This window comes from Streptomyces sp. NPDC012825 (assembly GCF_042900925.1).
Classification (GTDB): Bacteria; Actinomycetota; Actinomycetes; order Streptomycetales; family Streptomycetaceae; genus Streptomyces.
This window is the reverse complement of sequence record NZ_JBIBBZ010000004.1, coordinates 201,534-227,444: the sequence shown is the minus strand read 5'-3', so window position 1 is coordinate 227,444 and position 25,911 is coordinate 201,534. Positions and strand designations below refer to the sequence as shown.

The 25,911-nt window shown below is 74.7% G+C and carries 24 protein-coding genes; 12 read left to right on the top strand and 12 right to left on the bottom strand.

Annotated elements, in window-relative coordinates; all coding sequences use genetic code 11:
- Positions 1–17 precede the first annotated feature (17 nt).
- The 3 genes from ACFY7E_RS12610 to ACFY7E_RS12600 form a co-directional block, all read right to left on the bottom strand.
- Positions 18–1,622 carry a TROVE domain-containing protein gene (locus ACFY7E_RS12610; RefSeq protein WP_389484219.1) on the bottom strand — a complete coding sequence of 535 codons (1,605 nt, stop codon included), beginning with the start codon at positions 1,620–1,622 and terminating at the stop codon, positions 18–20.
- Between the two features lie 290 nt (positions 1,623–1,912).
- Positions 1,913–3,604 carry an amidohydrolase gene (locus tag ACFY7E_RS12605; RefSeq protein WP_389483806.1) on the bottom strand — a complete coding sequence of 564 codons (1,692 nt, stop codon included), beginning with the start codon at positions 3,602–3,604 and terminating at the stop codon, positions 1,913–1,915.
- A gap of 54 nt (positions 3,605–3,658) precedes the next feature.
- Positions 3,659–5,065: a purine-cytosine permease family protein gene (locus ACFY7E_RS12600; protein WP_389483803.1), complete on the bottom strand. Its 1,407-nt coding sequence runs from the start codon at positions 5,063–5,065 to the stop codon at positions 3,659–3,661.
- A 145-nt stretch (positions 5,066–5,210) separates the two neighbouring features.
- On the opposite strand from ACFY7E_RS12600, the gene ACFY7E_RS12595 reads away from it, so the two are divergent.
- Complete coding sequence (locus tag ACFY7E_RS12595) at positions 5,211–5,819, top strand: TetR/AcrR family transcriptional regulator (RefSeq protein WP_389483800.1); 609 nt, start codon at positions 5,211–5,213, stop codon at positions 5,817–5,819.
- Between the two features lie 46 nt (positions 5,820–5,865).
- On the opposite strand, the gene ACFY7E_RS12590 is transcribed toward ACFY7E_RS12595, so the two are convergent.
- Positions 5,866–7,305 carry a dihydrolipoyl dehydrogenase family protein gene (locus tag ACFY7E_RS12590; RefSeq protein ID WP_389483797.1) on the bottom strand — a complete coding sequence of 480 codons (1,440 nt, stop codon included), beginning with the start codon at positions 7,303–7,305 and terminating at the stop codon, positions 5,866–5,868.
- Between the two features lie 115 nt (positions 7,306–7,420).
- Between ACFY7E_RS12590 and trxA the strand changes: the two genes are divergently transcribed.
- Positions 7,421–7,801, top strand: coding sequence for a thioredoxin (gene trxA / locus ACFY7E_RS12585; protein WP_389483794.1), 381 nt, complete (start codon positions 7,421–7,423; stop codon positions 7,799–7,801).
- An 85-nt stretch (positions 7,802–7,886) separates the two neighbouring features.
- Here the strand turns inward: trxA and ACFY7E_RS12580 are convergent, their stop codons facing one another.
- On the bottom strand, positions 7,887–9,074 hold the full coding sequence (locus ACFY7E_RS12580) for a thiolase family protein (protein ID WP_389483791.1): 1,188 nt from the start codon (positions 9,072–9,074) through the stop codon (positions 7,887–7,889).
- 171 nt (positions 9,075–9,245) lie between these two features.
- Entirely contained in the window at positions 9,246–9,509 is a 264-nt protein-coding gene (locus ACFY7E_RS12575; RefSeq protein ID WP_389483788.1) for a hypothetical protein, read from the bottom strand.
- A gap of 142 nt (positions 9,510–9,651) precedes the next feature.
- Between ACFY7E_RS12575 and ACFY7E_RS12570 the strand changes: the two genes are divergently transcribed.
- The 3 genes from ACFY7E_RS12570 to ACFY7E_RS12560 all read left to right on the top strand — a co-directional run bounded on the left by ACFY7E_RS12570 (position 9,652) and on the right by ACFY7E_RS12560 (position 12,148).
- Complete coding sequence (locus ACFY7E_RS12570; protein ID WP_389483786.1) at positions 9,652–10,359, top strand: alpha/beta fold hydrolase; 708 nt, start codon at positions 9,652–9,654, stop codon at positions 10,357–10,359.
- 14 nt (positions 10,360–10,373) lie between these two features.
- Positions 10,374–10,604, top strand: a complete 231-nt coding sequence (locus ACFY7E_RS12565) for a hypothetical protein (protein ID WP_389483783.1) — start codon at positions 10,374–10,376, stop codon at positions 10,602–10,604.
- A gap of 83 nt (positions 10,605–10,687) precedes the next feature.
- Entirely contained in the window at positions 10,688–12,148 is a 1,461-nt protein-coding gene (locus ACFY7E_RS12560; protein ID WP_389483780.1) for an SPFH domain-containing protein, read from the top strand.
- 302 nt (positions 12,149–12,450) lie between these two features.
- Here ACFY7E_RS12560 and ACFY7E_RS12555 read toward each other — a convergent pair whose 3' ends face one another.
- Positions 12,451–12,618 (bottom strand): hypothetical protein, encoded by a 168-nt coding sequence (locus ACFY7E_RS12555; protein ID WP_389483777.1) that lies wholly within the window; start codon positions 12,616–12,618, stop codon positions 12,451–12,453.
- Positions 12,619–12,695: 77 nt separating this feature from the next.
- A complete protein-coding gene (locus ACFY7E_RS12550) occupies positions 12,696–13,526 on the bottom strand; it encodes a TIGR02452 family protein (protein ID WP_389483775.1) in 831 nt (276 codons plus the stop codon).
- A 287-nt stretch (positions 13,527–13,813) separates the two neighbouring features.
- Here ACFY7E_RS12550 and egtA point away from each other — a divergent pair, with 287 nt between their 5' ends.
- The 4 genes from egtA to egtD are packed head-to-tail and all read left to right on the top strand — an operon-like array spanning position 13,814 to position 18,166.
- Positions 13,814–15,091, top strand: a complete 1,278-nt coding sequence (egtA, locus tag ACFY7E_RS12545; RefSeq protein WP_389483772.1) for an ergothioneine biosynthesis glutamate--cysteine ligase EgtA — start codon at positions 13,814–13,816, stop codon at positions 15,089–15,091.
- Entirely contained in the window at positions 15,088–16,452 is a 1,365-nt protein-coding gene (gene egtB, locus ACFY7E_RS12540) for an ergothioneine biosynthesis protein EgtB (protein WP_389483770.1), read from the top strand. Before egtA ends, egtB begins: the two co-directional genes overlap by 4 nt.
- On the top strand, positions 16,452–17,204 hold the full coding sequence (gene egtC, locus ACFY7E_RS12535) for an ergothioneine biosynthesis protein EgtC (protein WP_389483767.1): 753 nt from the start codon (positions 16,452–16,454) through the stop codon (positions 17,202–17,204). The genes egtB and egtC overlap by 1 nt, the downstream gene beginning before the upstream one ends.
- Entirely contained in the window at positions 17,201–18,166 is a 966-nt protein-coding gene (gene egtD / locus ACFY7E_RS12530) for an L-histidine N(alpha)-methyltransferase (RefSeq protein WP_389483765.1), read from the top strand. The genes egtC and egtD overlap by 4 nt, the downstream gene beginning before the upstream one ends.
- Here egtD and ACFY7E_RS12525 read toward each other — a convergent pair.
- The 3 genes from ACFY7E_RS12525 to ACFY7E_RS12515 form a co-directional block, all read right to left on the bottom strand.
- Positions 18,061–19,023, bottom strand: a complete 963-nt coding sequence (locus ACFY7E_RS12525) for a lysophospholipid acyltransferase family protein (protein ID WP_389483763.1) — start codon at positions 19,021–19,023, stop codon at positions 18,061–18,063. The genes egtD and ACFY7E_RS12525 overlap by 106 nt on opposite strands.
- The gene (locus ACFY7E_RS12520) at positions 19,020–19,814 is read right to left on the bottom strand and encodes a GNAT family N-acetyltransferase (protein WP_389483760.1); all 795 of its coding nucleotides are present in this window, start codon (positions 19,812–19,814) and stop codon (positions 19,020–19,022) included. Before ACFY7E_RS12520 ends, ACFY7E_RS12525 begins: the two co-directional genes overlap by 4 nt.
- Positions 19,815–19,952: 138 nt before the next feature.
- Positions 19,953–21,200: an extracellular solute-binding protein gene (locus ACFY7E_RS12515; protein WP_383444823.1), complete on the bottom strand. Its 1,248-nt coding sequence runs from the start codon at positions 21,198–21,200 to the stop codon at positions 19,953–19,955.
- 277 nt (positions 21,201–21,477) lie between these two features.
- Here ACFY7E_RS12515 and ACFY7E_RS12510 point away from each other — a divergent pair, with 277 nt between their 5' ends.
- Positions 21,478–21,693, top strand: coding sequence for a dodecin (locus tag ACFY7E_RS12510; protein WP_062759802.1), 216 nt, complete (start codon positions 21,478–21,480; stop codon positions 21,691–21,693).
- A 90-nt stretch (positions 21,694–21,783) separates the two neighbouring features.
- Here the strand turns inward: ACFY7E_RS12510 and ACFY7E_RS12505 are convergent, their stop codons facing one another.
- Positions 21,784–22,272: a hypothetical protein gene (locus ACFY7E_RS12505; RefSeq protein ID WP_389483756.1), complete on the bottom strand. Its 489-nt coding sequence runs from the start codon at positions 22,270–22,272 to the stop codon at positions 21,784–21,786.
- Between the two features lie 92 nt (positions 22,273–22,364).
- On the opposite strand from ACFY7E_RS12505, the gene ACFY7E_RS12500 reads away from it, so the two are divergent.
- Positions 22,365–23,405 (top strand): MsnO8 family LLM class oxidoreductase, encoded by a 1,041-nt coding sequence (locus ACFY7E_RS12500; RefSeq protein WP_389483753.1) that lies wholly within the window; start codon positions 22,365–22,367, stop codon positions 23,403–23,405.
- Positions 23,406–23,428: 23 nt separating this feature from the next.
- Positions 23,429–25,813 (top strand): ATP-binding cassette domain-containing protein, encoded by a 2,385-nt coding sequence (locus ACFY7E_RS12495; RefSeq protein ID WP_389483750.1) that lies wholly within the window; start codon positions 23,429–23,431, stop codon positions 25,811–25,813.
- Positions 25,814–25,911: the final 98 nt, after the last annotated feature.

The following is a 25,911-nucleotide window of genomic DNA, read 5'->3' as shown; positions in this document are numbered from 1 at the left end:
CGCCGTCCCCGGGCCGGTCACGCCGGTCCGGGGACGGTCCACGGCCATGTGCCGTGGCGGCCGGCCTCGATGAGGCCGACCGTCCGGAACGCGGCGTCCGTGAGGCCGCCGAAGGTGTGCCGGTGCGGGCCCGCGGCGCCGTGGGCGGACCGGTATCCCGCCAGGTTCCAGGTGTAGACCGGGACCTCGGCGGGGACCGACTCGGCCGGGTCGCCGGGATCGTGGTACGCGGTCTGCTCGTCGGTGACGATCAGGACGCGGTCGTGTCCCCGGTAGTGGGCGCGCACCGCCTTGGTGGTGTAGGTGCCCCCGAGGCGGTGGAACCGCTCCACGATCCCGAGCACCGGCTCGTCCGGCGCGAACGGCACCCCCCGGCTGTTCCAGCCGAACTCCACGAGGTCCGCCCGTTCGGCGCGCAGGGCGAGCGCGGCGCCGAAGACGGCGGCCGCGTCCGCCCGGGTCAGCTTCGACCGCTCGGAGACGGTGTCCCAGAACATGGAGTCGGACCGGTCCACCAGGACCAGCGTCCGGCCGGGCAGGGCCGGTACGTTCGCCAGGGAGTGGCCCAGGGCCCGTTCGAGCGCGGACGCCCAGCGCTCCGACGGCGCGTGCCGGCGGGCGGCCAGGTAGCGGAGGGGGAACTGCCGGGAGCGGGCGACCTCGGCGGGGTCGGAGAGGCGTGCGGCGACCTTGGCCGCGGTCTCGTCCGGGACGCCCGCCTCGTCGAGGTTCCGCAGGTTCCGCAGGAGCGCCATCGGTCCCATGGAGGGGATCAAGGCCTCCCAGACGGCGGCGTCCAGGGGCCCGTGGAGCCAGCCGGCCACGGCCTCCCAGGTCATGCCCGCGGCCGCCAGGCGCGCGGCGCCGTCCGGCCCGGTCACCACGGCCCGCCGCTCCCCCACCGGCAGCTCCGTCAGCTCCCGGTGCGCGGTGAGCAGCCGGTCGGAGGCCGGCGGGAGGGCCCGCTCCGGGTGGTGGCGGCGGTCCAGGGCGTACCGGAAGAGGGCGCCCTGCCAGGGCTTCCCGGGGTCGGGGGCGGCGTGCGTCAGGTTGAGGACGTCGCCGAAGCGGAACTCCCCGGACGCGGTGTCGTACTTGAGGAGGGAGCGGGACGAGTACAGCCGCCGTACGGCGTCGGCGACGCCCCGCTTCACGGGCTGCGGCACGTTCCGTCCGTACGCCGTCGTCCAGTGGGCGAGCAGTTCCCCGGGCTCGTCGGCGCGCCGGAGCACGGAGTCGATCACGGACCGGTTGGACGGGCCGCCGGTCGCCCCGGCCAGGAGCCGGGCCCGTACGTACGCGGCGGCGCCCACCAGGGACGCCGAGCGCATGTTGCCCTCGTCGCGGAGCCGGCGCAGCAGGCCGGCCGTCCAGACGGGGTCCTCGACGGCGAGTTCGCCCACGAGCCGCGCGTACCGGTCGTCGCGTTCCTCGGCGCTCTCGTAGAAGGTCCGCTGGGAGACGAAGGTGCCGACGGCCAGCAGGAAGAGTTCCTCCCGGGGCTCCCGGGTGAAGGCCGGGCCGCCCTCGTGGGTGCGGGGGCCCGTGGGAAGGAGCGCGTGGTGCTCGGCCGATCGGGGCATGGCGCGGGCGGCCGCCGAGACGTGCGGGGCCACGAGCATCTCGGGCCAGACCTTGGACACGTGCCGGAAATGACGACGAGGCAGTGAATCCCCCAGGATCCGAGGAAGAAGGAGCGCCCCGGACCGAAGGGCCGCCGGGGCGGAGGGCGGCCGCGCTTCCCGAGATCGAAGGAGGCGGCGGCGTCACTTGGGTGTCGGAAGGAAGTAGCCGCAGCCGAGCGCACCGGGAGCGCGGACGCACCGACACCGTAGACGGCCCGCCGGATCGTGTGCCGGCGATTAAACGCGAAGCGATCGAACGGCGGGCCGTCTCCCCGGGGCACCCCCGGTCACTCTCCCGTGCGGCGCTCCACGACCACCTCGCCGCCCACCACGACCGTCTCCGCGACGGTGCCCGGGATGTCCTCGGGGGCGATGCGGAGGATGTCGCGGGAGAGGACGACGAAGTCGGCCAGCTTGCCCACGGTCAGGGAACCGCGCTCGTGCTCCAGGAAGTTGGCGTACGCCGAGCCCATCGTGTAGCCCTCGACGGCGGTGGCGACGTCGATCGTCTCGCCGGCCGTCCAGGCCTCGCCGCCGCCGGGCGGGCGGCGGGTGACGGCGGCGTGGATGCCGACCATGGGGTCCATCTCGGCGACGTTCCAGTCGCTGGAGAGGGCGAGGACCGCGCCGGCCGCGTGCAGGCTGCGCAGCGGCCAGGCCTTGTGCCAGCGGTCGGGGCCGACGTTCTCGGCCCAGTCCTGGCCGGGGCCCGCGATGTCGGGGGCGGCGTGCCGGGGCTGCATGCAGGCGACGACGCCGAGTTCGGCGAAGCGCGGGGTGTCGTCGGGGTCGAGGCACTCGACGTGGACGACCTGGTGGCGCGCGTCGCGCGGTCCGTTGGCGGCGCGGGCGCGGGCGACGGCGTCGAGGACGGTGCGGATGCCCCGGTCGCCGGTGGCGTGGACGAAGCACTGGAAGCCGCGCGCGTCGAGGCGGGTGAGCAGCTCGGCGAACTCCTCCGGCGGGTAGAAGGTGTCGCCGCGGTGGTGGGAGCAGCCCGCGTACGGCTCCAGGAGGGCGGCGGTGCGGGGCTCCACGACGTCGTCGATGTACAGCTTGAGCGGGCCGACCCGCAGCCGGTCGTCGTCGTGTTCGGCGGCCGCCGCCGCGAAGGCGTCGAGGTCCGCCTCGGTGGTGCCGCGCGGGTGGAAGAGGGCGGCGACGATCCGGGAGCGCAGCCGGCCCTCGGCGCGGGCGCGCTCGAAGAGGGCGAGGTCGTCGAGGGAGTTCTGCGGTTCGACGACGGTGGTGATGCCGAAGCCGATGGCGTCGTCGAGGCTCTTGGCGAGCCGTCCGTACTGGCGGTCGGGCGAGGCCCAGGGCAGGCCGAGGTCGCGCAGGGCGCGGTGGCCGTCGCGGGAGAGGCCCTTGATCGCGAAGTCCTTGACGAATCCGGTGGGTTCGCCGGTCGCCGGGTCGGTGACGGCCCGTCCGAAGGGCAGGTCCGTGTGGTCTCGGTCGACGCCGAGCCGCTTGAGGGCGGCGGTGTTCAGCCAGGCGGTGTGCACGTCGTAGCTGAGGACGAGGGCGGGGGTGTCGCCGGTGGCCGGGTCGAGGTCGGCGGCGGTGGGCATGCGGCCGCCGGGCACGGCCGAGTAGTCGAAGGCCTCGGCCTCGATCCACTCGGCGTCCGGGTGGGCCGCGTGCCAGGTGCGGATCCGCTCGTGGATCGCGTCGAGGGTGCGGGCTCCGGCGAGTTGGACGCAGGCGTCGTCGGAGCCGAGGCGGACGTGGTTGTGGGCGTCGACGAAGCCGGGCAGGACGAGCCGTCCGCCGGCGTCGAGGATCCGGGTGCCGGGCCCGGTCCAGGTGACGGCCCCGTCGTCGGAGCCGACCCAGACGATGCGCCCGTCGCGGACGGCGAGGGCCTGGGCCTCGGGGAGGTCCGGGTCGACGGTGTGGATCCGGGCGCCGGTGAGGACGAGGTCGGCGGGGGCGGTCTCCCGTGCGGGGGCGGGCGTGGGAGTGGTGCTGTTCATGCGGGGTGGCTCCATGACGTACGGGAGGGGTGGGGGTGCGGTTCCCGGGATGGCTCAGGGGCGGTGCGGGGTGACGCGTCCTCGGGTGAGGAGCACGTACACCAGGGCGGAGACGGCCGCGCCGAGCAGGGTGAGGTCCGCACCGCCGAGCGGGGCGACGAGGGGGCCCGTCCACAGCTCGGAGTCGCAGGTGAGCGCGGAGAAGACGAGGCCGGCGAGGAGGGCGGTGAGGCCGGCCGGGTGCCAGCCGGAGCGGTACCAGTAGGGGCCGCCGGTGTCCGCGTGCAGGCCGGCGGAGTCGTAGGCGCAGCGGCGCAGCACCATGTCGGCGAGGAAGACCCCGCCCCAGGGGGCGAAGACGATGATCAGGAGGGAGAGGAAGGAGAGGAGCGAGGTGGTGAAGTCGGTGAGGAAGAGGGCGCCGAGGGAGCCGGCCGCGGTGACGGCGGCGCTGATGACGATCGCGCGGGCCCGGCTCCAGGGGATGCCGAGGACCTGGAGGTTCAGGCTCGACGAGTAGAGCGTGATGATCGAGTTGGTGACGGAGCCGCCGAGGACCAGGGCGAGGAAGAGCGGCTGGAACCAGCCGGGGAGCAGGCTCTCGGTGCCCGCGACGGCGTCGGTCATGTCGGTCTGCGTCGCGGCGGCGACGCCGGCGACGCCCAGGGCGACGGAGGAGAGGAACCCGCCGAGGGCGCCACTGCGGGTGACGGCCTTGAGGGAGGTCGCGCGGGGCAGGTAGCGGGTGTAGTCGGCGGGCATCGGGAGGTACGAGAAGGGGCCCGCGAGCATGACGACGAGGGCGAGGCTCCAGCCGGCGGCGCCGGGCGCGGCGGCGGGGGCGGAGGTGTCGGCGCCGGGCAGGACGAGGACGACCAGGACGGCGAAGCCGACGGCGAGGACGTACGCCATCCAGCGCTCGGCGAACTGGACGGTGGCGTGCCCCCAGAGGGCGACGGCGAAGGTCAGCGCGAGGGTGACGGCGAGGGCCAGGGCGCGGGGGGCGTGGCCGCCGTTCCAGCCGAGGTCGGCGAGGAAGGCTTCGAGGGCGAGGGTGCCCACCACCGTGTTCACGACGGTGTAGCCGATGCTGACGATCCAGTTGAGGAGTCCGGCGGGCCAGTTGCCGCGGCGGCCGAAGGCGGCGCGGGAGATGACGAGGGTGGCGGTGCCGGTGCGCACGCCGCTGAGGCTGGCCGCGCCGATGGCGAGGAAGGAGAGGCCGCCGAGCACGACGACGGCGGTGGCCTGCCAGAAGGAGAGCCCGAAGGCGACGGCGAGGGCGCCGTTGATGACGTAGGTGAAGGTGAGGTTGGAGCCGAACCAGAGCCAGAAGACGTCCTTGGCGCTGCCGTGCCGTTCGGCGTCGGGTATGGGGTCGATCCCGTGTTCCTCGACCTGGAACACCTCGTCGCGGCCCGTGGTCCCCGTGGTCACGGGCGCCGTCTCGTGTCCGAGCACACCGCACTCCTGTCTTGAATGCCGTTCTAAGTTTTAGAACGGCATTCAAGATGTGCGAAAGGTTCCGGCCACGTCAAGACCCTGTCCGATTACGGTTAGGGTCGGTGCCGTACACGACGGAGACGGCGGGAGGGGGACGGCGGCGGTGGCAGGCACGGCACGACGGCGGGACGGACACGTCACCCAGGAGCGGATGCTGGAGGAGGCCATGGCGGCGATCGCCGAGGACGGCCTCGCCTCCCTCACGATGTCGGCGCTCGCGGAGCGGCTCGGCACGAGCGGCGGCCACATCCTGTACTACTTCGGCAGCAAGGACCTGCTGCTGCTGGCCGCCCTGCGGTGGAGCGAGGCGGCGCTCGCCGAGGAGCGCCGGGCGCTGCTCGGCCGGCGGGTCGCGGCCGAGCGCAAACTGGACCTCTTCCTGCGGCTCTACCTGCCGCGCGGGCCCCGCGACCCGCGCTGGACGCTGTGGATCGAGCTGTGGGCCCGCGCGGCCGGGAACGACGCGCTGCGCGAGGCGCAGGTCGAGCTGGACCGGGGCTGGCAGGAGGACCTGGAGGCGCTGCTCGCGACGGGCGTGGCGCGGGGGCGCTTCGCCCCGTTGGACACCGCCGCCCGCGCCTCCGAACTCCTCGCCCTGCTCGACGGGTTGAGCACCCGGGTGGTCCTGGGGCAGGAGGCGGAGGGCGCCCTGGAGGTGGCCCGCTCGGCGGCGCGGGCCCTGGTCCCCCGGCACGCGCCCGGCGACGGCTGACCGGGCCCCGCCCTCCGGCGGGGCCGGGCCCGGCCCGGGCGGGGCCTCACCCCCGATAGGCCTCCAGGAGCCGCAGCCACGCCTCGCTCAGGGTCGGGTACGAGGGGACGGCGTGCCACAGGCGGGCGATCGGGACCTCGCCGACGACCGCGACCGTCGCCGAGTGGAGGAGTTCGCCGATCCCCGGGCCGACGAAGGAGGCACCGACGACGACCTCCCGCTCCAGGTCCACGACCATCCGGGCGTGGCCGCGGTAGCCCGGCGCGTAGAGGCCGGCCCCGGCGACCCCGCCCAGGTCGAGGTCCACGGCCCGGACCCGCAGCCCGGCCCGCTCGGCCTCCGCGAGCGTCAGGCCGACGGCGGCCGCCTCGGGATCCGTGAAGACCACCTGCGGCACGGCGGCGTGGTCGGCCGTGGCCGCGTGCGCGCCCCAGGCCCCGGCGTCCGGGAGTTCCTCCCCCTCGGCGCGGGCGGCGATGGCGGCGCCCGCGATCCGGGCCTGGTACTTGCCCTGGTGGGTCAGGAGCGCGCGGCGGTTGACGTCCCCGACGGCGTAGAGCCAGTCGGTGCCGGTGACCCGGAGGCTGTCGTCGACCTCCAGCCAGGAGCCGGGCTCCAGGCCGACCGTGTCCAGGCCGACGTCCTCGGTGCGCGGGGCCCGGCCGGTCGCGAAGAGCACCTCGTCGCCCTCGACGTGGTCGCCGCCCTCCAGGACCACGGTGACCGGGCCGGTGCCCCCGTCCCGTACCACCGCGGTGACCGTCGCGTCGCGGATGTCCGCGCCGCGCTCCCGGAGGGCCTCGGCCACGTGCTCGCCGACGAAGGGCTCCATGCGGGGCAGCAGGCCCCCGCCCCGTACGAGCATCGTCACCTTCGAGCCGAGGGCCTGCCAGGCGGTGGCCATCTCCGCGCCCACCACTCCCCCGCCCACCACGACGAGCCGCTCGGGCACGTGCTGCGAGGAGGTGGCCTCGCGGCTGGTCCAGGGCCGCGCGCCGGACAGTCCGGGCAGTTCGGGCAGGACGGCGCGGCTGCCGGTGCAGATCGCGACCGCGTGCCGGGCGGTGAGCAGGTGGCGCTCGCCCTCGGGGCTCACGACCTCGACCCGGCGCGGCCCGGCGAGGCGGCCGTGGCCCCGCAGGACCCGGGTGCCGGTCGAGTCCAGCCAGTCCAGCTGGCCGTCGTCCTTCCAGTCGCCGACGACCTCGTTCCGGTGGGCGAGGACCGCCGCCGCGTCCAGGGGGCCGTCGGCCGCCTCGCGCAGCCCGGGGAGCGCGCGGGCGTCGGAGCGGGCGATCCCGGGGCGGAGCAGCGCCTTGCTGGGCATGCAGGCCCAGTACGAGCACTCGCCGCCGATCAGTTCGCTCTCGACGATCGCGGCGCTCAGGCCGGCCGCCCGCACCCGGTCGACGACGTTCTCGCCGACCGGTCCCGCGCCCAGTACCACCACGTCGTAGACCTGCTCGTTCTCCACCGCATGTGTCATGATCCCAGTCTGCGGGCAGGGGCCCGGAATAGTGCGGCTCGATACGCCGTTGTGCCCGGCGAGTCCCCCGGGGACCGTGAGGACACCACCAGGAGACCCCCGAAAGGCAGGCAGCATGAGCACCGTAGAGCTCACCAAGGACAACTTCGACGAGATCGTGGGCGACAACGAGTTCGTCCTGATCGATTTCTGGGCTTCCTGGTGCGGTCCCTGCCGTCAGTTCGGCCCGGTCTTCGAGGCGGCCTCCGAGCGGCACGAGGACCTCGTCTTCGCCAAGGTGGACACCGAGGCGCAGCAGGAGCTGGCGGCGGCGTTCGAGATCCAGTCGATCCCGACCCTGATGATCGTGCGCGACAAGGTGGCCGTGTTCGCGCAGCCGGGCGCGCTGCCGGAGGCCGCCCTGGAGGACCTCATCGGCCAGGCGCGGAAGCTGGACATGGACGAGGTCCGCAAGTCCGTCGCGGACGCGCAGGCGCAGGGGAACGCGCAGCAGTAGCAGTAGCCGGTCCGCGGGGACCGCGCGGTCACGAGAGGGGTACGGGAGGTTCTCCCGTACCCCTCTTCGGCGCGTCCGCGCGGGGTCAGCGCTCCAGGACCAGCGCGAGGCCCTGGCCGACGCCGATGCAGAGCGCGGCGAGGCCCGTGCCCGAGCCGGCGGCCGCGAGCTGGTGCGCCACGGATCCGGCCAGGCGGGCGCCGGACGCGCCGAGGGGGTGGCCGATCGCGACGGCTCCGCCGCGCGGGTTGACGATCTCCGGGTCGAGTTCCGGCCACTCGGCGAGGCAGCCGAGCGCCTGCGCCGCGAAGGCCTCGTTGAGCTCGAAGGTCCGCAGGTCGGCGAAGGAGCGCCCCGCCCTGTCCAGGGCCCGGCGGACCGCCTCGACGGGGCCGAGGCCGAAGAGCTGCGGCTCGATGCCGGTGACGGCGGAGGTGCGGATGCGGGCGAGCGGCTCGCGGCCGGTCTCGCGCAGCCCTTCCTCGTCGACGAGGAGCAGGGCGGCCGCGCCGTCGTTGAGCGGGGAGGAGTTGCCCGCCGTGACGGTGCCGCCCTTGGGGCGGAAGGAGGGCTTGAGCCGGGCGAGGGCCTCCGTGGAGGTGTTGTCCCGGATCGACTCGTCGCGGGTCAGGTCGGCGTCCGGGTACGGCACGACCTCGTCGTCGTACAGGCCTTTGGCCCAGGCCTCGGCGGCCTTGCGGTGGCTGGCGAGGGCGAAGGCGTCCTGCCGCTCGCGGGTGATGCCGTGCCGGTCGGCGATCAGCTCGGCGCCCTCGCCGAGGGGGACCGTCCACCCGGCGGGCATCCGGGGGTTCGTCATGCGCCAGCCGAGCGTCGTGGAGTGGAGCTGCTGGTGGCCGGCGGGGAAGGCCCGCTCGGGCTTCTGGAGGACCCAGGGCGCGCGGGACATCGACTCGACGCCGCCGGCGATCACCACGGAGGCGTCTCCGAGCGCGACGGCGCGGGCCGCCTGGATCACGGCCTCCAGGCCGGAGCCGCAGAGGCGGTTGACGGTGACGCCGGGGACGGTGACGGGCAGCCCGGCGAGCAGGACGGCCATCCGCGCCACGTCGCGGTTGTCCTCGCCCGCGCCGTTGGCGTCGCCGAAGTAGACGTCGTCGACGCGGGCCGGGTCGAGCGCGGGCGAGCGGTCGACGAGCGCCCGCACGACATGGGCCGCGAGGTCGTCGGGGCGCACGGAGGAGAGGGCTCCCCCGAACTTCCCGATCGGGGTGCGGACGGCGTCGACGATGTAGACGTCGCGGATGCTCATCGGTTCTCTCCCACGTGACCTTCGGAACGACTCTGTTCACCTGTTCGACCGGTGGAACCGTTTTCGTCCCACCGGGCGCGCAGAGTCTCTGCCCGGAGGGCCGCCCTGTCAACGGGCCGTTCCGGGATGTACGGGGGCGGTCCGGGGCACTCACGCGGGAGGAGGGCCGGGTCAGGGGGCGGGGCGGACCAGGGGCGTGAGGGCGTAGTCGAGTTCCCGGCCGTCGACGAGCAGCGCCTCGACCGTGCCCGTCTCGGGGTCGATGTCGGCCCTGAGGCCGTGCCCCTCGTAGACCGGGTAGCCGGACGCGCCGTGGTGCCCGGTGGCCTCCACGACGGCCGTGCGGACGGCGCTGTCCGCGACGGAGGCGCCGTGGCGGTCCTCGACGTGCTCGGGCACCAGCAGGATCTCGAATCGCTTCGGAACGGTGTTCATGTGTCGACGCTAAGCGTTCGGCCGGACTCGCGCCGGACGACCCGCGAGGACGGCGGCTCCTCTCCGCGGCCGTACTGTGGGGTCGGTACCGAAGGCGTCGGCGGGGCGCTCCGGGCGCGAGAAGAGGCGGAGGGGCGGCACCGTGCGTCTGCACACCACCACGTGGGGATCCGGGGACCGGACGGCCCTGCTCGTCCACGGCATCATGGCCGACCACCGCACCTGGCGCCGGGTCGGGCCCGCGCTCGCGGAGCGCGGGTACCGGGTGGTCGCGGTGGACCTGCGGGGACACGGGGCGAGCGGGCGGGGCGCGGGCCCGGAGGAGTACCGGCCGGAGGACTACGCCGACGACCTCGTGGAGACCGTGCCGGACGGCGTCGAACTGGCCGTCGGCCACTCGCTCGGGGCGCTCGTGCTCGCCCGGGCGGTGGAGCGGCTCGCGCCGGCCCGCGCGGTGTACTCCGACCCGGCCTGGCACCTGAGGCCGGGCCCCGCCGGCTTCCGTCCCGAACTCTTCGTCCGGGGAAAGGAGTTGACCCGGGAGATGATCCGGGGGCTCAACCCCGCCTGGGCGGAGGAGGACATCGACGACGAGATGGCGGCGGTACGGGTGTGGGACGAGCGGACGGCGTACGGCCTGACGCCGTTCGTGGGCGCCGACCTGTGGCCGGCCCGTCCCGTCGTCCCCTCGCTCGTCGCCCTCGCCGACCCGAGCCTGCTCGTCCCGCCCGGGAGCGCCCGGATGCTGGTGGAGCGCGGATTCGAGGTCCGTACGGTGGCGAAGGCCGGACACACCGTCCACCGGGACGACTTCGACGGGTTCATGTCCGCCCTGCACGGCTGGATCTGACGTACCGTTCGGTCATGGACGACGCGTCGATGGAGACCTCGATGGTGGGACTGCCCGGCCGGGTGACCGGCACCGTCGGACCCGGCCTCGTCGGCGAGGTGATCGTCCGCATCCGGGGCGGCGCCGAGCACTTCCTCGCCCATCCGGCCTCGCCGAAGGAGCGGATCGAGATCGGAACGGTCGTGACCGTCATGGAACATCTCCCTCCGCGTACCGTCTACGTCACAGCCGCCTACGGCGGTTGACCGAAGCGTTGAGCCGCGTCCGTCGCAGGCGCACACTCCCCTTCACCGGGTCCGCTCGGCTCCGGTGAAGGGGGACCTTGCCCATGGGCATCGGGATCATCGCGGGCGCCGCCGTCGGCGCCCTCGCCGTTCTGATCGCTGTCTTCAAGATGATGTGGCGCGTCGCCGAACCCAACGAGGCTCTGATCATCTCCGGTTCCAACCACAAGAACGAGGGCCTCGGCGAGGGCATGGGGTTCCGCATCGTCACCGGGCGCGGCACCCTCGTGCTGCCCGGGGTGCAGGCGGTGCGCAAGCTCTCGCTCGACCTCAACGAGACGCAGCTGTCCGTCGAGTGCGTCACCCACCAGGGCATTCCGCTCAAGGTGCGCGGCGTGGTGATCTTCAAGGTGGGTGACGACTTCGTGTCGATCGCCAACGCCGCCCGCCGCTTCCTCGACCAGCAGAAGCTGATGAGCGAGCGGGTGCACATCGTCTTCGCCGGTCATCTCCGCGCCATCGTGGGCGGGTTGACCGTGGAGGACATGATCCGTGACCGGGAGAAGCTGACCGGGCAGGCGCGGTCGGCCTGCGGCACGGAGATGGAGAAGCTCGGGCTGATCGTCGACTCGCTCCAGATCCACGAGATCGAGGACCCGACCGGGTACATCAAGAACCTGGCCGCCCCGCACGCCGCCGCCGTCCAGCGGGACGCGCGGATCGCGCAGGCGGAGGCGAACCGGCGGGCGACCGAGGCGGAGCAGCAGGCCGCGGCGCGCATGTCGGAGGCGACGCGGGACAGCGAGATCCTCCAGGCGGGCTACCAGGCCGAGCGGGACCAGGCCTCGGCCCGGGCCCGGCAGGCCGGTCCGCTGGCCGAGGCGGCCTCGCGCCAGGAGGTCGTGGTGCAGGAGACGCGCGTCGCCGAGCTGGAGGGACACCGCAAGGAGCAGCAGCTCCAGGCGGAGGTCCGCAAACCGGCCGACGCGATGGCGTACGAGACCCGGACGCTGGCGGAGGCCGAGCGCGACGCCCGGATCTCGGCCGCCGAGGCCGAGGCGAAGGAGACCGAGCTGGCGAGCGCGGCCAAGGCCACGGCGACCCGGCTCACGGGCGAGGCGGAGGCGGCGGCCCAGCACGCGAAGGGGCTCGCGGTCGCCGAGGCCACGCGTGCGAAGGGCCTCGCGGAGGCGGAGGCGATCAAGGCGCGGGCGGCGGCGCTCGCGGAGAACCAGGAGGCCGTGGTCGCCCAGCAACTGGCCGAGAAGTGGCCGGAGATCGTCTCGGCGGGCGCGTCCGCCTTCGGGAACGTGGACCAGATGGTGCTCCTGAACGGCGCCGACGGCATGGCGGACGTGTTCGCCAAGGCCCTGACCATGGGCGGCACCGGGCTCGGCCTGGCCCGGCAACTGCTGGCCACGATGGGCCCGGCGGCGCGGGAGGAGCTGGGCGGGACGGTGCCGCCGGCACCCCGGGCGGCGCGGGACGTGTCGGAGAGGGCTCCGGAGGGCGTGTCGGAGCGGGTGGAGATCACGGTGCACGACGAGGAGGGGCGGGGCCGGTAGGAACCGGATGCGGGGCGGGCCCGTGCCTCCGCGGGCGGTCCGGGGTCGATGTCCCCAGTACGGGCCGGGCCCGGTGTTCCGGGTACGGGCCGGGGCCGGTGTTCCGGGTACGGGCCGGGACCGTGTCCGAGCCGGAGGTCTCGGGCGCCCGTCCCCACCCACGCCCCCGTACACGGATCGGGCCCGGCGCCGTAATGGCGTCGGGCCCTTCGGTTCCGTCGCGGCCGTGACGTCGGCCGTGGTCTCCGGTCGTGGCCGGGACCGGTCCGGTCGTGGCGGGGGCCGTCGCGACCGGACCCGTGTCAGTTGTGGCCGAACCTGTGCTCCTTGCGGTGGCCGTGTTCCACCGCCGGGATCGGCACCTCCCTCGCGGTGTTCCGGGAGGACTTCTCCTTCGCGGCCGCGTCGGTGCGGTGCTCATGGCCACCGGTGCGGGCCCCCTTGTTCACACGGGTCTGTTTCTTGCCCACGATCGTGCCTCCCGTGACGGGTTTCGGACGTCGGTCCGTATCCCTTCAGCGTGGCACGCGGACATCGGGGCCGCACATCAGGCCGTACGGCCCAGGACCCGGTCGAAAGCGGCGAGCGTCGGTGTGCCGGAGGCGCGGTCCAGGACGGCGAAGACGACCTCCTCGAAGTGGCCGGCGAACCGGCCGTCTCCCGTCAGCTGCGCCTTGAACGCGCCGGCGACCTGCTCCGGGTCGTTGCGGAAGACCCCGCAGCCCCAGGCGCCGAGGACGAGCCGGCGGTATCCGGCCGCGGCGGCCGTCTCCAGGACCCGTTCGGCGCGGGAGGCGAGGACCCCGGGGAGCAGGCCGCCGCGTTCGGGCGTGGTGCGCCGGACGACGCCCGCGTTGGGGGCGGGCGAGGTGAGGAAGCCGACGGTGAAGGGCTCGGCGAGCAGGTCGCCCCGGTCGTCGCGGAAGACCGGCACCCGGGGCGAGTGGACGACCCGGTCGGAGTAGAGGACGTCCCGGTCGGCGCGGTGGTGCTCGTAGTACTCGGGGACGCGCAGCAGGGTGGCGTACAGGGCGGAGCAGCGGCAGAGCGCCTCCTCCTGGGCCTGGGCGCCGTTGAGGTAGCCGCCGCCGGGGTTGCGGGCGGAGGCGAAGTTCAGGACGGCCACCGGGCGGGCGGGGTCGGCCGCGGTCATCCGGCGGGCGGCGGCCAGGCTGCTCTCGCCGGTGACCTCCAGGACGGGCGTGCGGTCGGTGTCGGGGGTGACGGCGACGGGGTCGGGGCCGTGGAGCCGGGTCCCGGCCAGGGCGGCGGCCAGGTCGTCGGCGACGGAGACGGTCCGGCCGTCCCGGGTGCGGTAGTGACCCGCGGCGACGATCTCCTCGGTCTGCCGCGCGATCTCGCGCAGTCGTGTGCTCATGGACGCCAGAATGATCGTTTTCCCTCGTCGTGGACAACGGATTTTCGCCGGCCCGTGACCACGGTGAATGTTTCCGTGACGACGGGGAAATCCGGACGGACGGAGGCACGGGGAGCGCGTACGGCCCGTCCGGGGCGCTCTTGCACGCCGCCCGGTGGTGGCTTTAGGTGGAACCAGTGGCGCTCCGGGGGATCCGTCCCCGGAGCCTGTTCACGGCGCGTCCGGGATCGCGCCCGCGGGACGGACCGTCCCGCGGCCGGTCCCCCGGAGGACCAGGAGGTGCACGGATGTCGCCGAGCGGCATACGGCGTGGCGGCCCCCCTCTCACCGAGGCGGAGGCGGAGGAACTGCTGCGATGTATCTGCTTCAAGACCGGCCCGCCCCGCACCGTGGGGGTGGAGCTGGAATGGCTGGTGCACGAGTTGCGCGACCCCCGGCTGCCCGTGCGGCCGCGGCGGCTCGCGGCGGCGGTCGACACCGTGCGGGCCCTGCCCCTGGTGTCGGCCCTGACGTTCGAACCCGGCGGTCAGCTGGAGCTCAGCTCGCAACCCGCCGGATCGCTCATGGAGTGCCTCGACTCGGTCGCCGCCGATCTGCGGGCGGTGCGGGGCGCACTCGGGCCGCTCGGCCTCGCCCTCAGCGGTTACGGGGTGGACCCCTGGCAGGCGCCGCGCGGCCGGGTGCTCCACGAGCCGCGGTACGACGCCATGGAGGCCGCGCTCGACCGGACGGGACCGGCCGGGCGGGCGATGATGTGCGAGTCGGCCTCGGTGCAGATCTGCCTCGACGCCGGGGTCGACGGGCCGGGCCCGCTGAACTACCGGCGGCGGTGGCGGCTCGCCCACCTCCTGGGCGCGGTCCTCGTGGCCGCCTTCGCGAACTCCCCGGTGCACGGCGGGCGCCGCACCGGCTGGCGTTCGACCCGGCAGGCCCTGTGGGCGGAGCTCGACCCCCTGCGGACGCTCGCGCCGCGGCGGGCGCCCGCGCCCCCGCCGGACGGGGACCCGCGGGCCGAGTGGGCGGCGTACGTCCTGGACACCCCGGTGCTGTGCGTGCGGACCGACGAGGGGCCGTGGGCGGTGCCGGAGGGGCTGACCTTCCGGGAGTGGCTGCGCACGGGACTGCCCCGTCCGGCCGACGCCGACGACCTGCGCTACCACATGACGACCCTCTTCCCGCCGGTGCGGCCGCGTGGCCATCTGGAGTTCCGGATGGTCGACGCGCAGCCGGGGCGGGACGGCTGGATGGTGCCGGCGGCCGTGACGACGGCGGTGTTCGACGACCCGGAGGCGGCGGAGACCGTGTACCGGGCGGTGAAGCCGCTCGCGGAGCGGGCCGGCGACGATCCCCCGCCGCGCAATCCGCTGTGGGTGGCGGCGGCCCGTGACGGCCTGGCCGATCCCGATCTGCACGCCGCCGCGCGGACGGTGTTCTCCGCCGCCCTGGAGGCGCTGCCCCGGATCGGGGCGAGCGAGGAGGTGCGGCGGGCGGTCGCCGCCTTCCGGGAGCGGTACGTGGTCCCCGGGAGGTCCCCGGCCGACACCCCCGAGACGGTGACGTCATGACCGGGAAGACCCGGAGCGGCGGGAACGCCGGGACCACGGGCACGGCAGGAGCGGGGGCCGGGGCCGAGGCGCTGCGCGAGCGGGCCCTGGCCGCCCTCGCCGGGGCGCGGGACCGCACCCTGCGCCTCACCTCCTGTGTGGAGGAGGACGACCTCACCGCCCAGCACTCCCCGCTGATGTCGCCGCTCGTCTGGGACCTGGCGCACATCGGCAACCAGGAGGAGCAGTGGCTGTGGCGGGGCGTCGCGGGGCACGACGCGCTGCGGCCCGAGATCGACTCCCTCTACGACGCCTTCGAGCACCCGCGCGCCGAGCGCCCGTCGCTGCCGCTGCTCGCGCCGGCCGAGGCCCGCGCCTACGCGGCGGACGTACGGCTCCGGGTCCTCGACGTGCTGGAGCGGGCGCCCATGGAGGGGCGGCCGCTGGTGGACGCGGGCTTCGTCTTCGGCATGGTCGCCCAGCACGAACAGCAGCACGACGAGACGATGCTGATCACCCATCAGCTGCGCAAGGGACCGCCCGTCCTGACGGCTCCCCCGCCGCCGGACCGCCGGCCCGGCCTGCTGCCGGCCGAAGTGCTCGTCCCCGGCGGCCCGTTCACCATGGGGACCTCGGACGAGCCGTGGGCGCTCGACAACGAGCGGCCGGCGCACCGGCGGGACGTCGCCGCCTTCCACATCGACACCGTGCCGGTCACCAACGGCGCCTACCTGGCCTTCGTCGCGGAAGGCGGCTACACGGACCGGCGCTGGTGGCGGCCCGAGGGGTGGGCGCAGATCAGGGAGCACGGCATCGGGGCGCCGCTGTTCTGGCGCCGGGACGGCGGGCAGTGGCTGCGCCGCCGGTTCGGGGTGACCGCGCCCGTACCGGAGGAGGAGCCGGTCCTGCACGTGAGCTGGTACGAGGCGGACGCCTACGCGCGCTGGGCGGGGCGCCGGCTCCCGACGGAGACCGAGTGGGAGAAGGCGGCCCGGTTCGACCCGGCCACCGGCCGCTCCCGCCGCTACCCGTGGGGCGACGCGGACCCGGGCCCCGAGCACGCGAACCTCGGGCAGCGGCACCTGGGCCCGGCGGCGGCCGGGAGCTACCCGGAGGGCGCCTCGCCGCTGGGCGTACGGCAGTTGATCGGGGACGTGTGGGAGTGGACGGCGAGCGACTTCCTGCCGTACCCGGGCTTCACGGCCTTCCCGTACAAGGAGTACTCGGAGGTGTTCTTCGGCCCGGAGCACAAGGTGCTGCGGGGCGGTTCGTTCGCCGTGGACCCGGTCGCCTGCCGGGGGACCTTCCGCAACTGGGACCTGCCCGTGCGGCGCCAGATCTTCTCCGGCTTCCGCACCGCCCGCTCCGCGGAGCCCGACTGATGTGCCGCCACCTCGCCTACGTGGGCGGCCCGGTGGCGCTCGGGGAGCTGGTCGTGCGGCCGGAGCACGGCCTGCTGCGCCAGTCCTGGGAACCCCGTACGCAGGCCAGCGGCGTGGTGAACGCCGACGGGTTCGGGGTGGGCTGGTACGCCGAGGGGGACCCGGTGCCCGCGCGCTACCGGCGCGCCGGGCCGATCTGGGGCGACCTCCCCTTCGCGGACCTCGCGCGGGTGGTGCGCTCGGGGGCGCTGCTCGCGGCGGTCCGGAGCGCCACGCTGCCCGGGACCGACGGGGAGGCGGCGGCGGCGCCGTTCGCCTCCGGGCCCTGGCTGTTCAGCCACAACGGCGCGGTCACGGGCTGGCCGGACACCCTGGCCCCGCTCGCCTCGGCGCTGTCCGCCGGGGAGCTGCTGCGCCTGGAGGCGCGTACCGACTCGGCCCTGGTGTGGGCGCTCGTCCTGCACCGGCTGCGGGCCGGGGACGCGCCGGGGGACGCGCTCGCCGCCACCGTGCGGGAGGTCGCGGAGGCGGCCCCCGGCTCCCGGCTGAACCTGCTGCTCACCGACGGCGACCGGATCGCCGCGACCGCCTGGGGGGACAGCCTCTGGTACCTGACGGGCCCCGGCCGGACGGTCGTGGCCTCCGAACCCTACGACGCCGATCCCCGCTGGCGGGAGGTGCCCGAGCGCACGCTCGTGACCGCCGACCGCGCCGGCGTCGCCCTCACCCCGCTCAAGGAGCCGCCCGCGTGAGCCCGTACCAGCTGACCCGCACCCTCGACCCGGACGCCGCCGGCGCCGATCTGCGCGCCGACGTCGTCCACGGTCTGACCCGCTCCCCCAAGGAGCTGCCGCCCAAGTGGTTCTACGACGCCCGGGGCAGCGAGCTGTTCGAGGAGATCACCCGGCTGCCCGAGTACTACCCGACGCGGGCGGAGCGGGAGATCCTGGCCGCGCGGGCGCCGGAGATCGCCGCGGAGACGGGGGCGAGGACCCTGGTGGAGCTGGGCTCCGGGTCCTCCGAGAAGACCCGCTTCCTGATCGACGCGCTGCTGCCCGGTCTGGAGGACTACGTGCCCGTGGACGTGAGCGAGTCGGCGCTGACCGGGGCGGCGGAGGCGCTGCTCGCGGAGCGGCCGGAGCTGCGGGTGCACGCCCTGGTCGCGGACTTCACCCGGGGCCTCGCGCTGCCCGGGACGCCGGGGCCGCGCCTGGTGGCCTTCCTCGGCGGCACCATCGGCAACCTGCTGCCCGGCGAGCGGCGGACCTTCCTTCGTTCGGTCCGCTCGATGCTCGCGCCGGGCGACTCCCTGCTGCTCGGCACGGACCTGGTGAAGGACGAGGCGACGCTGGTGGCCGCCTACGACGACGCGGCCGGGGTGACCGGGCGGTTCAACAAGAACGTGCTGTCCGTGATCGACCGCGAGCTGGGCGCGGACGCCGATCCGGAGGACTTCGAGCACGTGGCGGTGTGGGACGCCGAGCGGGAGTGGATCGAGATGCGGCTGCGCGCCCGCCGCGCGCTCACCGTGAAGATCCCGGAGCTGGACCTCGTGGTGCCGTTCGCGGCGGGCGAGGAGCTGCGCACGGAGGTGTCGGCGAAGTTCCGTCAGGAGGGCGTACGGGAGGAGCTGGCGGCGGCGGGCCTCGGCCTGGCCCGCTGGTGGACGGACGACGGGGACAGGTTCGCGCTGTCGCTGGCGACGGCGCGCTGAGGGACGATCCGCGGAGAGCCGGTCCGCCGGTCCGGGCGGGCCACCGCCCGTTCGGCGGCGGCCGCCAGGGCGCGCCGGTCCGGGTACCGGCCGCTCGGCAGGGGGTCCGCGAGGCGCACCTCGGCGGTGAGCCGCCGGGTGGTGACGACCCGCCACAGGGAGGCGCCGAGCGGGTCGTCCCCGACGTACGCGGCGGTGTCGTGGGGCCGGTAGTCGATCCGTACGGGCTGCACGGCGCAGCCGGCGTCCAGGGCGGCCTGGAAGGCGGCGGGCCGGAACCTCCCCCGTTCCCGGCCGCACCAGGTGGAGCCCTCGGGGAAGACGGCCACCCGGCCTCCGCCCGCGAGGATCCCGCTCATCACGCGCACGGTGCCGGGCAGGGCCCTGAGCCGGTCCCGGTCGATGAAGAGGGTGCCGCCGAGCGCGGCGAGGACCCCGAGGACCGGCCAGCGGCGGACCTCCGCCTTGGCGACCGCGCGGGCGGGCAGCACGGCCGCCAGGAGGGGGACGTCCAGCCAGGAGACGTGGTTGGCGACGACGAGGAGCGGACCGGTGGCGACGGGGTTCCCCCCGTACCGGACGCGGACGCCGAAGGCGCGGACCACCGTCCGCGTCCAGAGGCGGACGAGGGCGAACCGGGCGGCGGGCGGGAGGAGGGCGGCGGCCGGGGCGAGCAGGACGCCGAGGAGGACGCCGCCGGTGCCGGCGACGAGCCGGACCACGGCCCGTGGGAGGCCGGCCCGAAGCTCGGGGTCGGAGTCGGGGCCGGGTCCGGTGGCGTCCGGGTGGGCGGTGCAGCGGCCCGGGGTGCAGGGCGCCGTGGGGAACCACGGCGGGAGGGCCGTGGTCCCGTTCACCGCGCCGGGGCGAGCGACAGGAAGTGGTTGAGGTAGCGCGGGTTGGTGCGGCGCAGCGAGAGCAGGACGTAGAGGTCGGCGACGCCGAAGTCGGGGTCGTGCGCGGGGGCGCCGCAGACCCAGGCGCCGAGCCTGAGGTAGCCGCGCAGCAGCGGGGGCAGCTCGGCGCGGCCCTCGGGGCGGGCGACGTCCTCGGAGTTCCACAGGCGGTGCGGGGTGACCCAGTACTCCTCCGGGGCGAGGTGCTTGGCCCGGACGGTGTCCCAGGTGGCGGCGGCGAGGGTGCCGCCGTCGGCGAGCGGGACCGAGCAGCACCCGGCGAGCCAGTTGTGGCCGGTCTCGGCCATGTAGCGGGCGAGTCCGGCCCAGATGAGGGCGATGACGGCGCCGTTGCGGTGGGCGGGGTGGACGCAGGAGCGGCCGACCTCCACCAGGTCGTGGCGGACGGGGGCGAGCCGGGTGAGGTCGAACTCGCCCTCGGAGTAGAGGCGTCCGGCGACGGCGGCCCGCTCGGGCGGCAGGAGCCGGTAGGTGCCGACGACCTCGCCGGTGGTCTCCTCCCGTACGAGGAGGTGGTCGCAGTACGCGTCGAAGGCGTCGCTGTCGAGGCCGGGCTCGGGCCCGTCGAGCCGGGCCCCCATCTCGCCGGCGAAGACCTGGTGGCGCAGTCGCTGGGCGGCCCGCACGTCCTCCTGGTGACGGGCGAGGCCGACGGCGTACCGGGGGGCGGGCCGCTCGTCCCGGGCCCGGGGCTGTGCGGGGACGGCGAAGGTGTGCGTCGGTGCGGACATGGCGGGCGCCTCCGGCGTACGGAAGGGAAGGGGCGGGGCCGGGGCCGCTCGCGCGGTGGCCCGGCTCCTTACTTCTTCCGTGACCGGCTGGATTCGACGTGACCGTCCGGGGGCTCGCGGGTGTGCGAACGCTGAATGCTATTCGGCGAGGGTCTCGGTGATCGCCTCCGAGGCCTTGCGGGCCGCCTTCAGCGGGTCCTCGCCCCGGAGGACGGCCGTCATGTAGGGCTTGACGGGGTTGTCCGCCTCGACGTTCGCCCACTGCGGGGAGTTCGGGGTGGCCCGGCCGCGCGCGGCGCCCCGGGCCATGGCGGCGGTGGCCTCCTGGCCGGCGACGACGGAGGCGAGGCTCTTCTTGTTGGGCACGTAACCCATGGCGCGGGCGAGTTCGGTCTGCCACTTCTCGCCGGCCATCGCCTTGACGACCTCGATGGCGGCGCCGCGCCGGGGGGCGTTCTCCGGGATGATGAGGTCGGAGCCGCCGGTGAAGACGGCGCAGGGCCGGCCGGCCTCCTTGCCGGGTATCGGGAAGTAGCCGAGCTTGCCCTCGAGTCCCGGGTTGGTCTTGAGGATCGCGGCGACGGCGCTGGGGGTGGCGATGAGCTGGGCCACGTCGCCCTTGGCGAAGACGTCGGCCTGCGGCGGGTTCTGCTCGTCGGCGTTCTTGGGGCCGGAGCCGAGGGACTGGAGTTCCTTGTAGAAGGCCATGCCGCGCCGGGCCTCCGGACTGTCGAGGGCGCCCGTCCACTCGCCGCCCCTGTCGACGGCCAGTTCGCCGCCCTCGTCCCAGATGAAGCCGGAGAGGGTGTACCAGTCCTGTCCCGCGAGGTAGATGCCCTGGGAGCCGCTCTTGTTGAGCTTCTCGGTGTCGGCGAGCCACTGGGCACGGGTGGCCGGCGGCTTGTCGATCCCGGCGTTCCGGAACAGCTCCTTGTTGTAGATGACGATCCGGTTGGCGGCGTACCAGGGGATGCCGTACTGGGCGCCGGAGATGTTGCCGGGCTCGGCGAGGCCGGGCAGCCAGTCCTCGCTGCCGAGGTCGCGGACCGACTCCAGGGTGAGGTCGAACACCTTCTCGGTGTCGGCGTACTGGGCGACCTGGGTGTTGCCGACCTCGATGACGTCGGGTCCGCCGGGGCCCTCGATCGCCTCGGTGACCTTCTTGCCGATGCCGGTCCAGTCCTGGATGGTGAACTGGAGTTCGATCCCGTCGTGCTCCTCCTCGTACGCCTTCTTGAAGCGTTCGACGAAGTCCTCGCTGGCGCTGTCCCGCATCAGCCAGATGTTGACGGTCTTCGCGCCCTCGTCGCCCGGCAGCATCCCGCAGCCCGAGAGGGCGAGCGCGGTGGCGGCTGCCAGGGGACAGACGAGACGTCGGTTCTTCACGTGGGTCACCTTCTGCGGTTCAGCACAGGGTCGTGCGGATGGGGGCTGACCCGGCATGGGGGGACCGAACGGGGTGTTCGCGCGGGTATGTGGCCTGGATTCTGGTCTGGACCAACGGGATGGTCAAGTCCTTGACCATCCCGTTCCGCCCCCCGGAAGGACGATCTGTTCCGTTACCACCGGTAATTCCCCGTGGCCCGTGGGGAGGTCGTCGTGTCGCGCCCCGGCGCGGCCTGGGGCACGGTGGAGGGAACGCACCGAGAGGAGTCCGTCCCCCATGTCGAACCACACCTACCGCGTCACCGAGATCGTCGGCACCTCCACCGAGGGAGTCGACCAGGCCATCCGCAACGGCATCGAACGCGCCTCGCAGACCCTGAGGGGCCTCGACTGGTTCGAGGTGACGCAGGTGCGCGGCCACCTCGTCGACGGCACGATCGAGCACTACCAGGTCGGCCTGAAGGTCGGCTTCCGCCTGGAGGACGAGACCTGAGCCTCCGGGCCTCGAATCCGGGGACTCGAGCCCCCGGGGCCTGAGCCCTCGGGGCCCGGATCCACGGGACCCGGGCTCCGCGGGGCGCCCTCAGGTCCGGCCCTCCTCCTCCTGCGCCTCCCTCAGCGCCTCGGAGGGGGTCGCCCAGCGGGCCCGTACGACGGTGAAGCCGGCCGCCTCCGCCGCGTCGCAGACCTGCGGGTCGTCGTCGACCAGCATCCTCACCGGGCGGTCGGCGGCGAGCCGGCGCAGGATCTCCACCTTGGTCACCCGGGCCGGCCGGAAGTCGCGGTCGCGCCGCATGTGGACGGGGCCCGCGGGAAGCCCCTGCTCCGCCAGCCAGTCCACGGTCGCCCGACGGCACCGCTCCGGCCGCCCGGTGAGGTAGACGACCTCGCACTCCCCGGCCGCCTCGCGGCACAGTGCGACACCCTCCCCCAACGGCGGATCGTCGGGCGCCGCCGCGAAGAACGCGCTCCAGTCCTTGGGCCTCCGCTCCAGGAAGTGCTGGCGGTGCGCGGTCGCGGCGAGGGTGTTGTCGAGGTCGAAGACGGCGAGGGGTCTGTTGTCCTGGGTCACCGGGCCAGGGTAGGAGGCGCGGTCTCCCCCCGGGGCGGGGCACCCGGCGGAACGGTCGGGAATCCCTCGCGCCCCGCGGTGTTGAACCCTCCGTGAGCAGCTTTCCCGACGGCATCCGGTTCTCCGTCCTCGACCGCTCCCGCACCCGGGAGGGCGAGACCCCCGCGCGGGCACTGCGCGAGACCGTACGTCTCGCCCGGGAGGTGGAGGCCCTCGGCTACCACCGCTTCTGGGTGTCGGAGCACCACGGCGTGCCCGGGGTGGCGGGCTCGGCGCCCACTGTCCTCGCCGCGGCCGTCGCCGCCGCGACCTCCGTCGTCCGCGTCGGCACGGGCGGGGTGATGCTCCCGAACCACCGGCCGCTGGTCGTGGCCGAGCAGTTCGGCGTCCTGGAGTCCCTCTTCCCCGGCCGGATCGACATGGGCGTCGGCCGTTCGGTGGGCTTCACCGACGGCGTCCGCCGGGCCCTGGGCCGGGGCAGGGACGAAGCCGACCGGTTCGGGGAACAGCTCTCCGAGCTCCTCGGCTGGTTCACCGGCGAGCAGACGGCCCACCCCCACGTGCGCGCCCGCCCCGCCGAGGGTCTGCGGGTCCCGCCCTTCCTGCTCGCGACGGGCGAGGGTGCGGCGATCGCGGCGGCGGCCGGACTGCCGCTGGTCGTCGGCGACCTGCGCGGCCGGGACCGGCTGCTCGCCGCCGTCGACGCGTACCGGACCGGCTTCCGCCCGTCGCGATGGGCGGCCGATCCGTATGTGGTCGTCGCCGGTACGGTCGCGGTGGCCGCCACCGAGGAGGAGGCCGCGCGGCTGCTCGTCCCGGAGGCCTGGGCGATGGCGTACGCGCGCACCCGGGGCGTCTTCCCGCCGCTCGACGCGCCGGAACGGATCGAGGCACTGGCGATGGCCGGGAAGCAGCGCGGCTTCTACGAGGAGGGGCTGCGGGGACACGTGCACGGCACGGAGGAGCAGGTCGCCGAGGCACTGGAACGGGCGGTGGAGGAGACCGGGGCCCAGGAGGTCCTGGTGACCACGAGCACGTACGACCGAAAGGCCCTGAGCGCGTCGTACCGGGGACTGGCGCGGGCGGTGGGGCTGGAGCCCCGCGCCCTCCGGGATCCCGGCCGGAGCAAATGACGGATAGTGGCTAAAATCGGCCCATGCACGACAGCCCCCACGATCCGTACGTCCGCGTCCGCGGCGCCCGCGAGCACAACCTCGCCGGGGTCGACGTCGACATCCCCCGCGACGCGCTCGTCGTCTTCACCGGGGTCTCCGGCTCCGGCAAGTCGTCGCTCGCCTTCGGCACGGTCTACGCCGAGGCGCAGCGCCGCTACTTCGAGTCGGTGGCGCCGTACGCGCGGCGGCTGATCCACCAGGTGGGGGCGCCCTCGGTCGGCGAGATCACCGGACTGCCGCCGGCGGTCTCCCTGGAGCAGCGCCGGTCGTCCCCGAACGCCCGCTCGTCCGTCGGCACGGTCACCACCCTCTCCAACTCGCTGCGGATGCTGTTCTCCCGCGCCGGCCGCTACCCGGAGGGGGCCGAACGGCTCGACTCCGACGCCTTCTCCCCCAACACGGCCGCCGGAGCGTGCCCTTCGTGCCACGGGCTCGGGCGGATCCACGAGACCGACGAGGAACTCCTCGTACCCGACCCGGGACTGTCGATCCGTCAGGGAGCCGTCGCCGCCTGGCCGGGTGCGTGGCAGGGGAAGAACCTGCGGGACGTCCTCGACGCCCTGGGGTACGACGTGGACCGGCCGTGGCGGGAGCTGGACGCGAAGGACCGGGAGTGGATCCTGTTCACGGACGAGCAGCCGGTCGTCACGGTCCATCCGGTACGGGAGGCGGGGCGGATCCAGCGCCCGTACCAGGGCACGTACACGAGCGCCCGGCGGCTCGTCCTGCGGACCTTCTCCGACTCGAAGAGCCCGGCCCTGCGGGCGAAGGCGGAACGCTTCCTCACCAGCGCGCCCTGCCCGGTGTGCGGCGGCGGACGGCTGCGGCCCGAGGCGCTCGCGGTCACCTTCGCGGGCCGGACCGTCGCGGAGCTGGCCGGGCAGCCGCTCACCGCCCTGGCCGGGATCCTCTCCACGGCGGCGGCCGGGACGGACGCGACGGAGACCGCGCGGGTGCTCATCGAGGACCTCGTCGCCCGGATCGGTACGGTGACCGAACTCGGCCTCGGCTACCTGAGCCTGGACCGCGCCACCCCCACCCTCTCCAACGGCGAGCTCCAGCGGCTGCGGCTCGCCACCCAGCTGCGCTCGGGGCTCTTCGGCGTGGTGTACGTCCTCGACGAACCGTCGGCGGGCCTGCACCCGGCCGACACCGAGGCCCTGCTCGTGGTCCTCGACCGGCTGAAGGCCGCGGGCAACTCGGTCTTCGTCGTCGAGCACCACCTGGACGTCGTCCGGCACGCCGACTGGCTGGTGGACGTCGGCCCGGGGGCCGGGGTGCACGGCGGGCGGGTGCTGCACAGCGGACCGCCGCGCGAACTGGCGGGCGTGGGGGAGTCCGTGACGCGCCGGTTCCTCTTCGACCGGGAACCCGCGCCCGCGCGGGCCGTGCGCGAGCCGACCGGACGGCTGCGGACGGGGCCGGTCACCCGGCACAACCTGCGGGGCGTGGAAGCGGCCTTCCCTCTCGGGGTGTTCACCGCCGTCACGGGCGTCTCCGGCTCCGGCAAGTCCACCCTCGTGGACGCGCTCGTGGACGCGCTCACCGACCGGAAGGAGGGCGCCGGGCGCCTGGTGACGGTGGACCAGCGGCCCATCGGCCGCACCCCGCGCTCCAACCTCGCAACGTACACGGGCCTGTTCGACGTCGTCCGCAAGCTGTTCGCGGAGACCGGGGAGGCGAAGGCGCACGGGTACAGGGCGGGGCGCTTCTCCTTCAACGTGCCCGGCGGGCGCTGCGAGACCTGCCAGGGCGAGGGGTTCGTCTCGGTCGAGCTGCTCTTCCTGCCCAGTACGTACGCGCCCTGCCCCGACTGCCACGGGGCCCGCTACAACCCCGAGACCCTCCGGGTGCGGCTGCGCGGCCTCACCGTCGCCGAGGTCCTGGACCTGACCGTGGAGTCGGCCGCCGCCTTCTTCGAGGACGTCCCGGCCGCCGCCCGGAGCCTGCGCACCCTCCTCGACGTGGGCCTCGGGTACCTGCGGCTCGGGCAGCCCGCCACGGAGCTCTCCGGCGGGGAGGCCCAGCGGATCAAACTCGCCTCGGAGCTCCAGCGGCCGCACCGCTCCCCCACCCTGTACGTGCTGGACGAGCCGACCACCGGCCTGCACCCGGCCGACGTGGAGGTCCTGATGCGCCAGCTCCACGGACTGGTGGACGCGGGCCACTCGGTGGTCGTCGTGGAGCACGACATGGACGTGGTCGCCACCGCCGACTGGGTGATCGACCTCGGCCCGGACGGCGGCGACCGGGGCGGGCGGATCGTGGCCGAGGGCCCTCCCGACCGGGTGGCGGGGACGGCGGACAGCCGCACCGCGCCGTATCTGGCCCGGGCCCTCTCCGACCGGTCCCCGCGCCGCCCCTGAGACCGGGCGGCCCGGCCCGTCCGCGCGCCGCCGGGGCCTTGCGGACACGGCAGGGCCCCGACCCGGGGGACAGGTCGGGGCCCGGTCCTGCGCGGCGC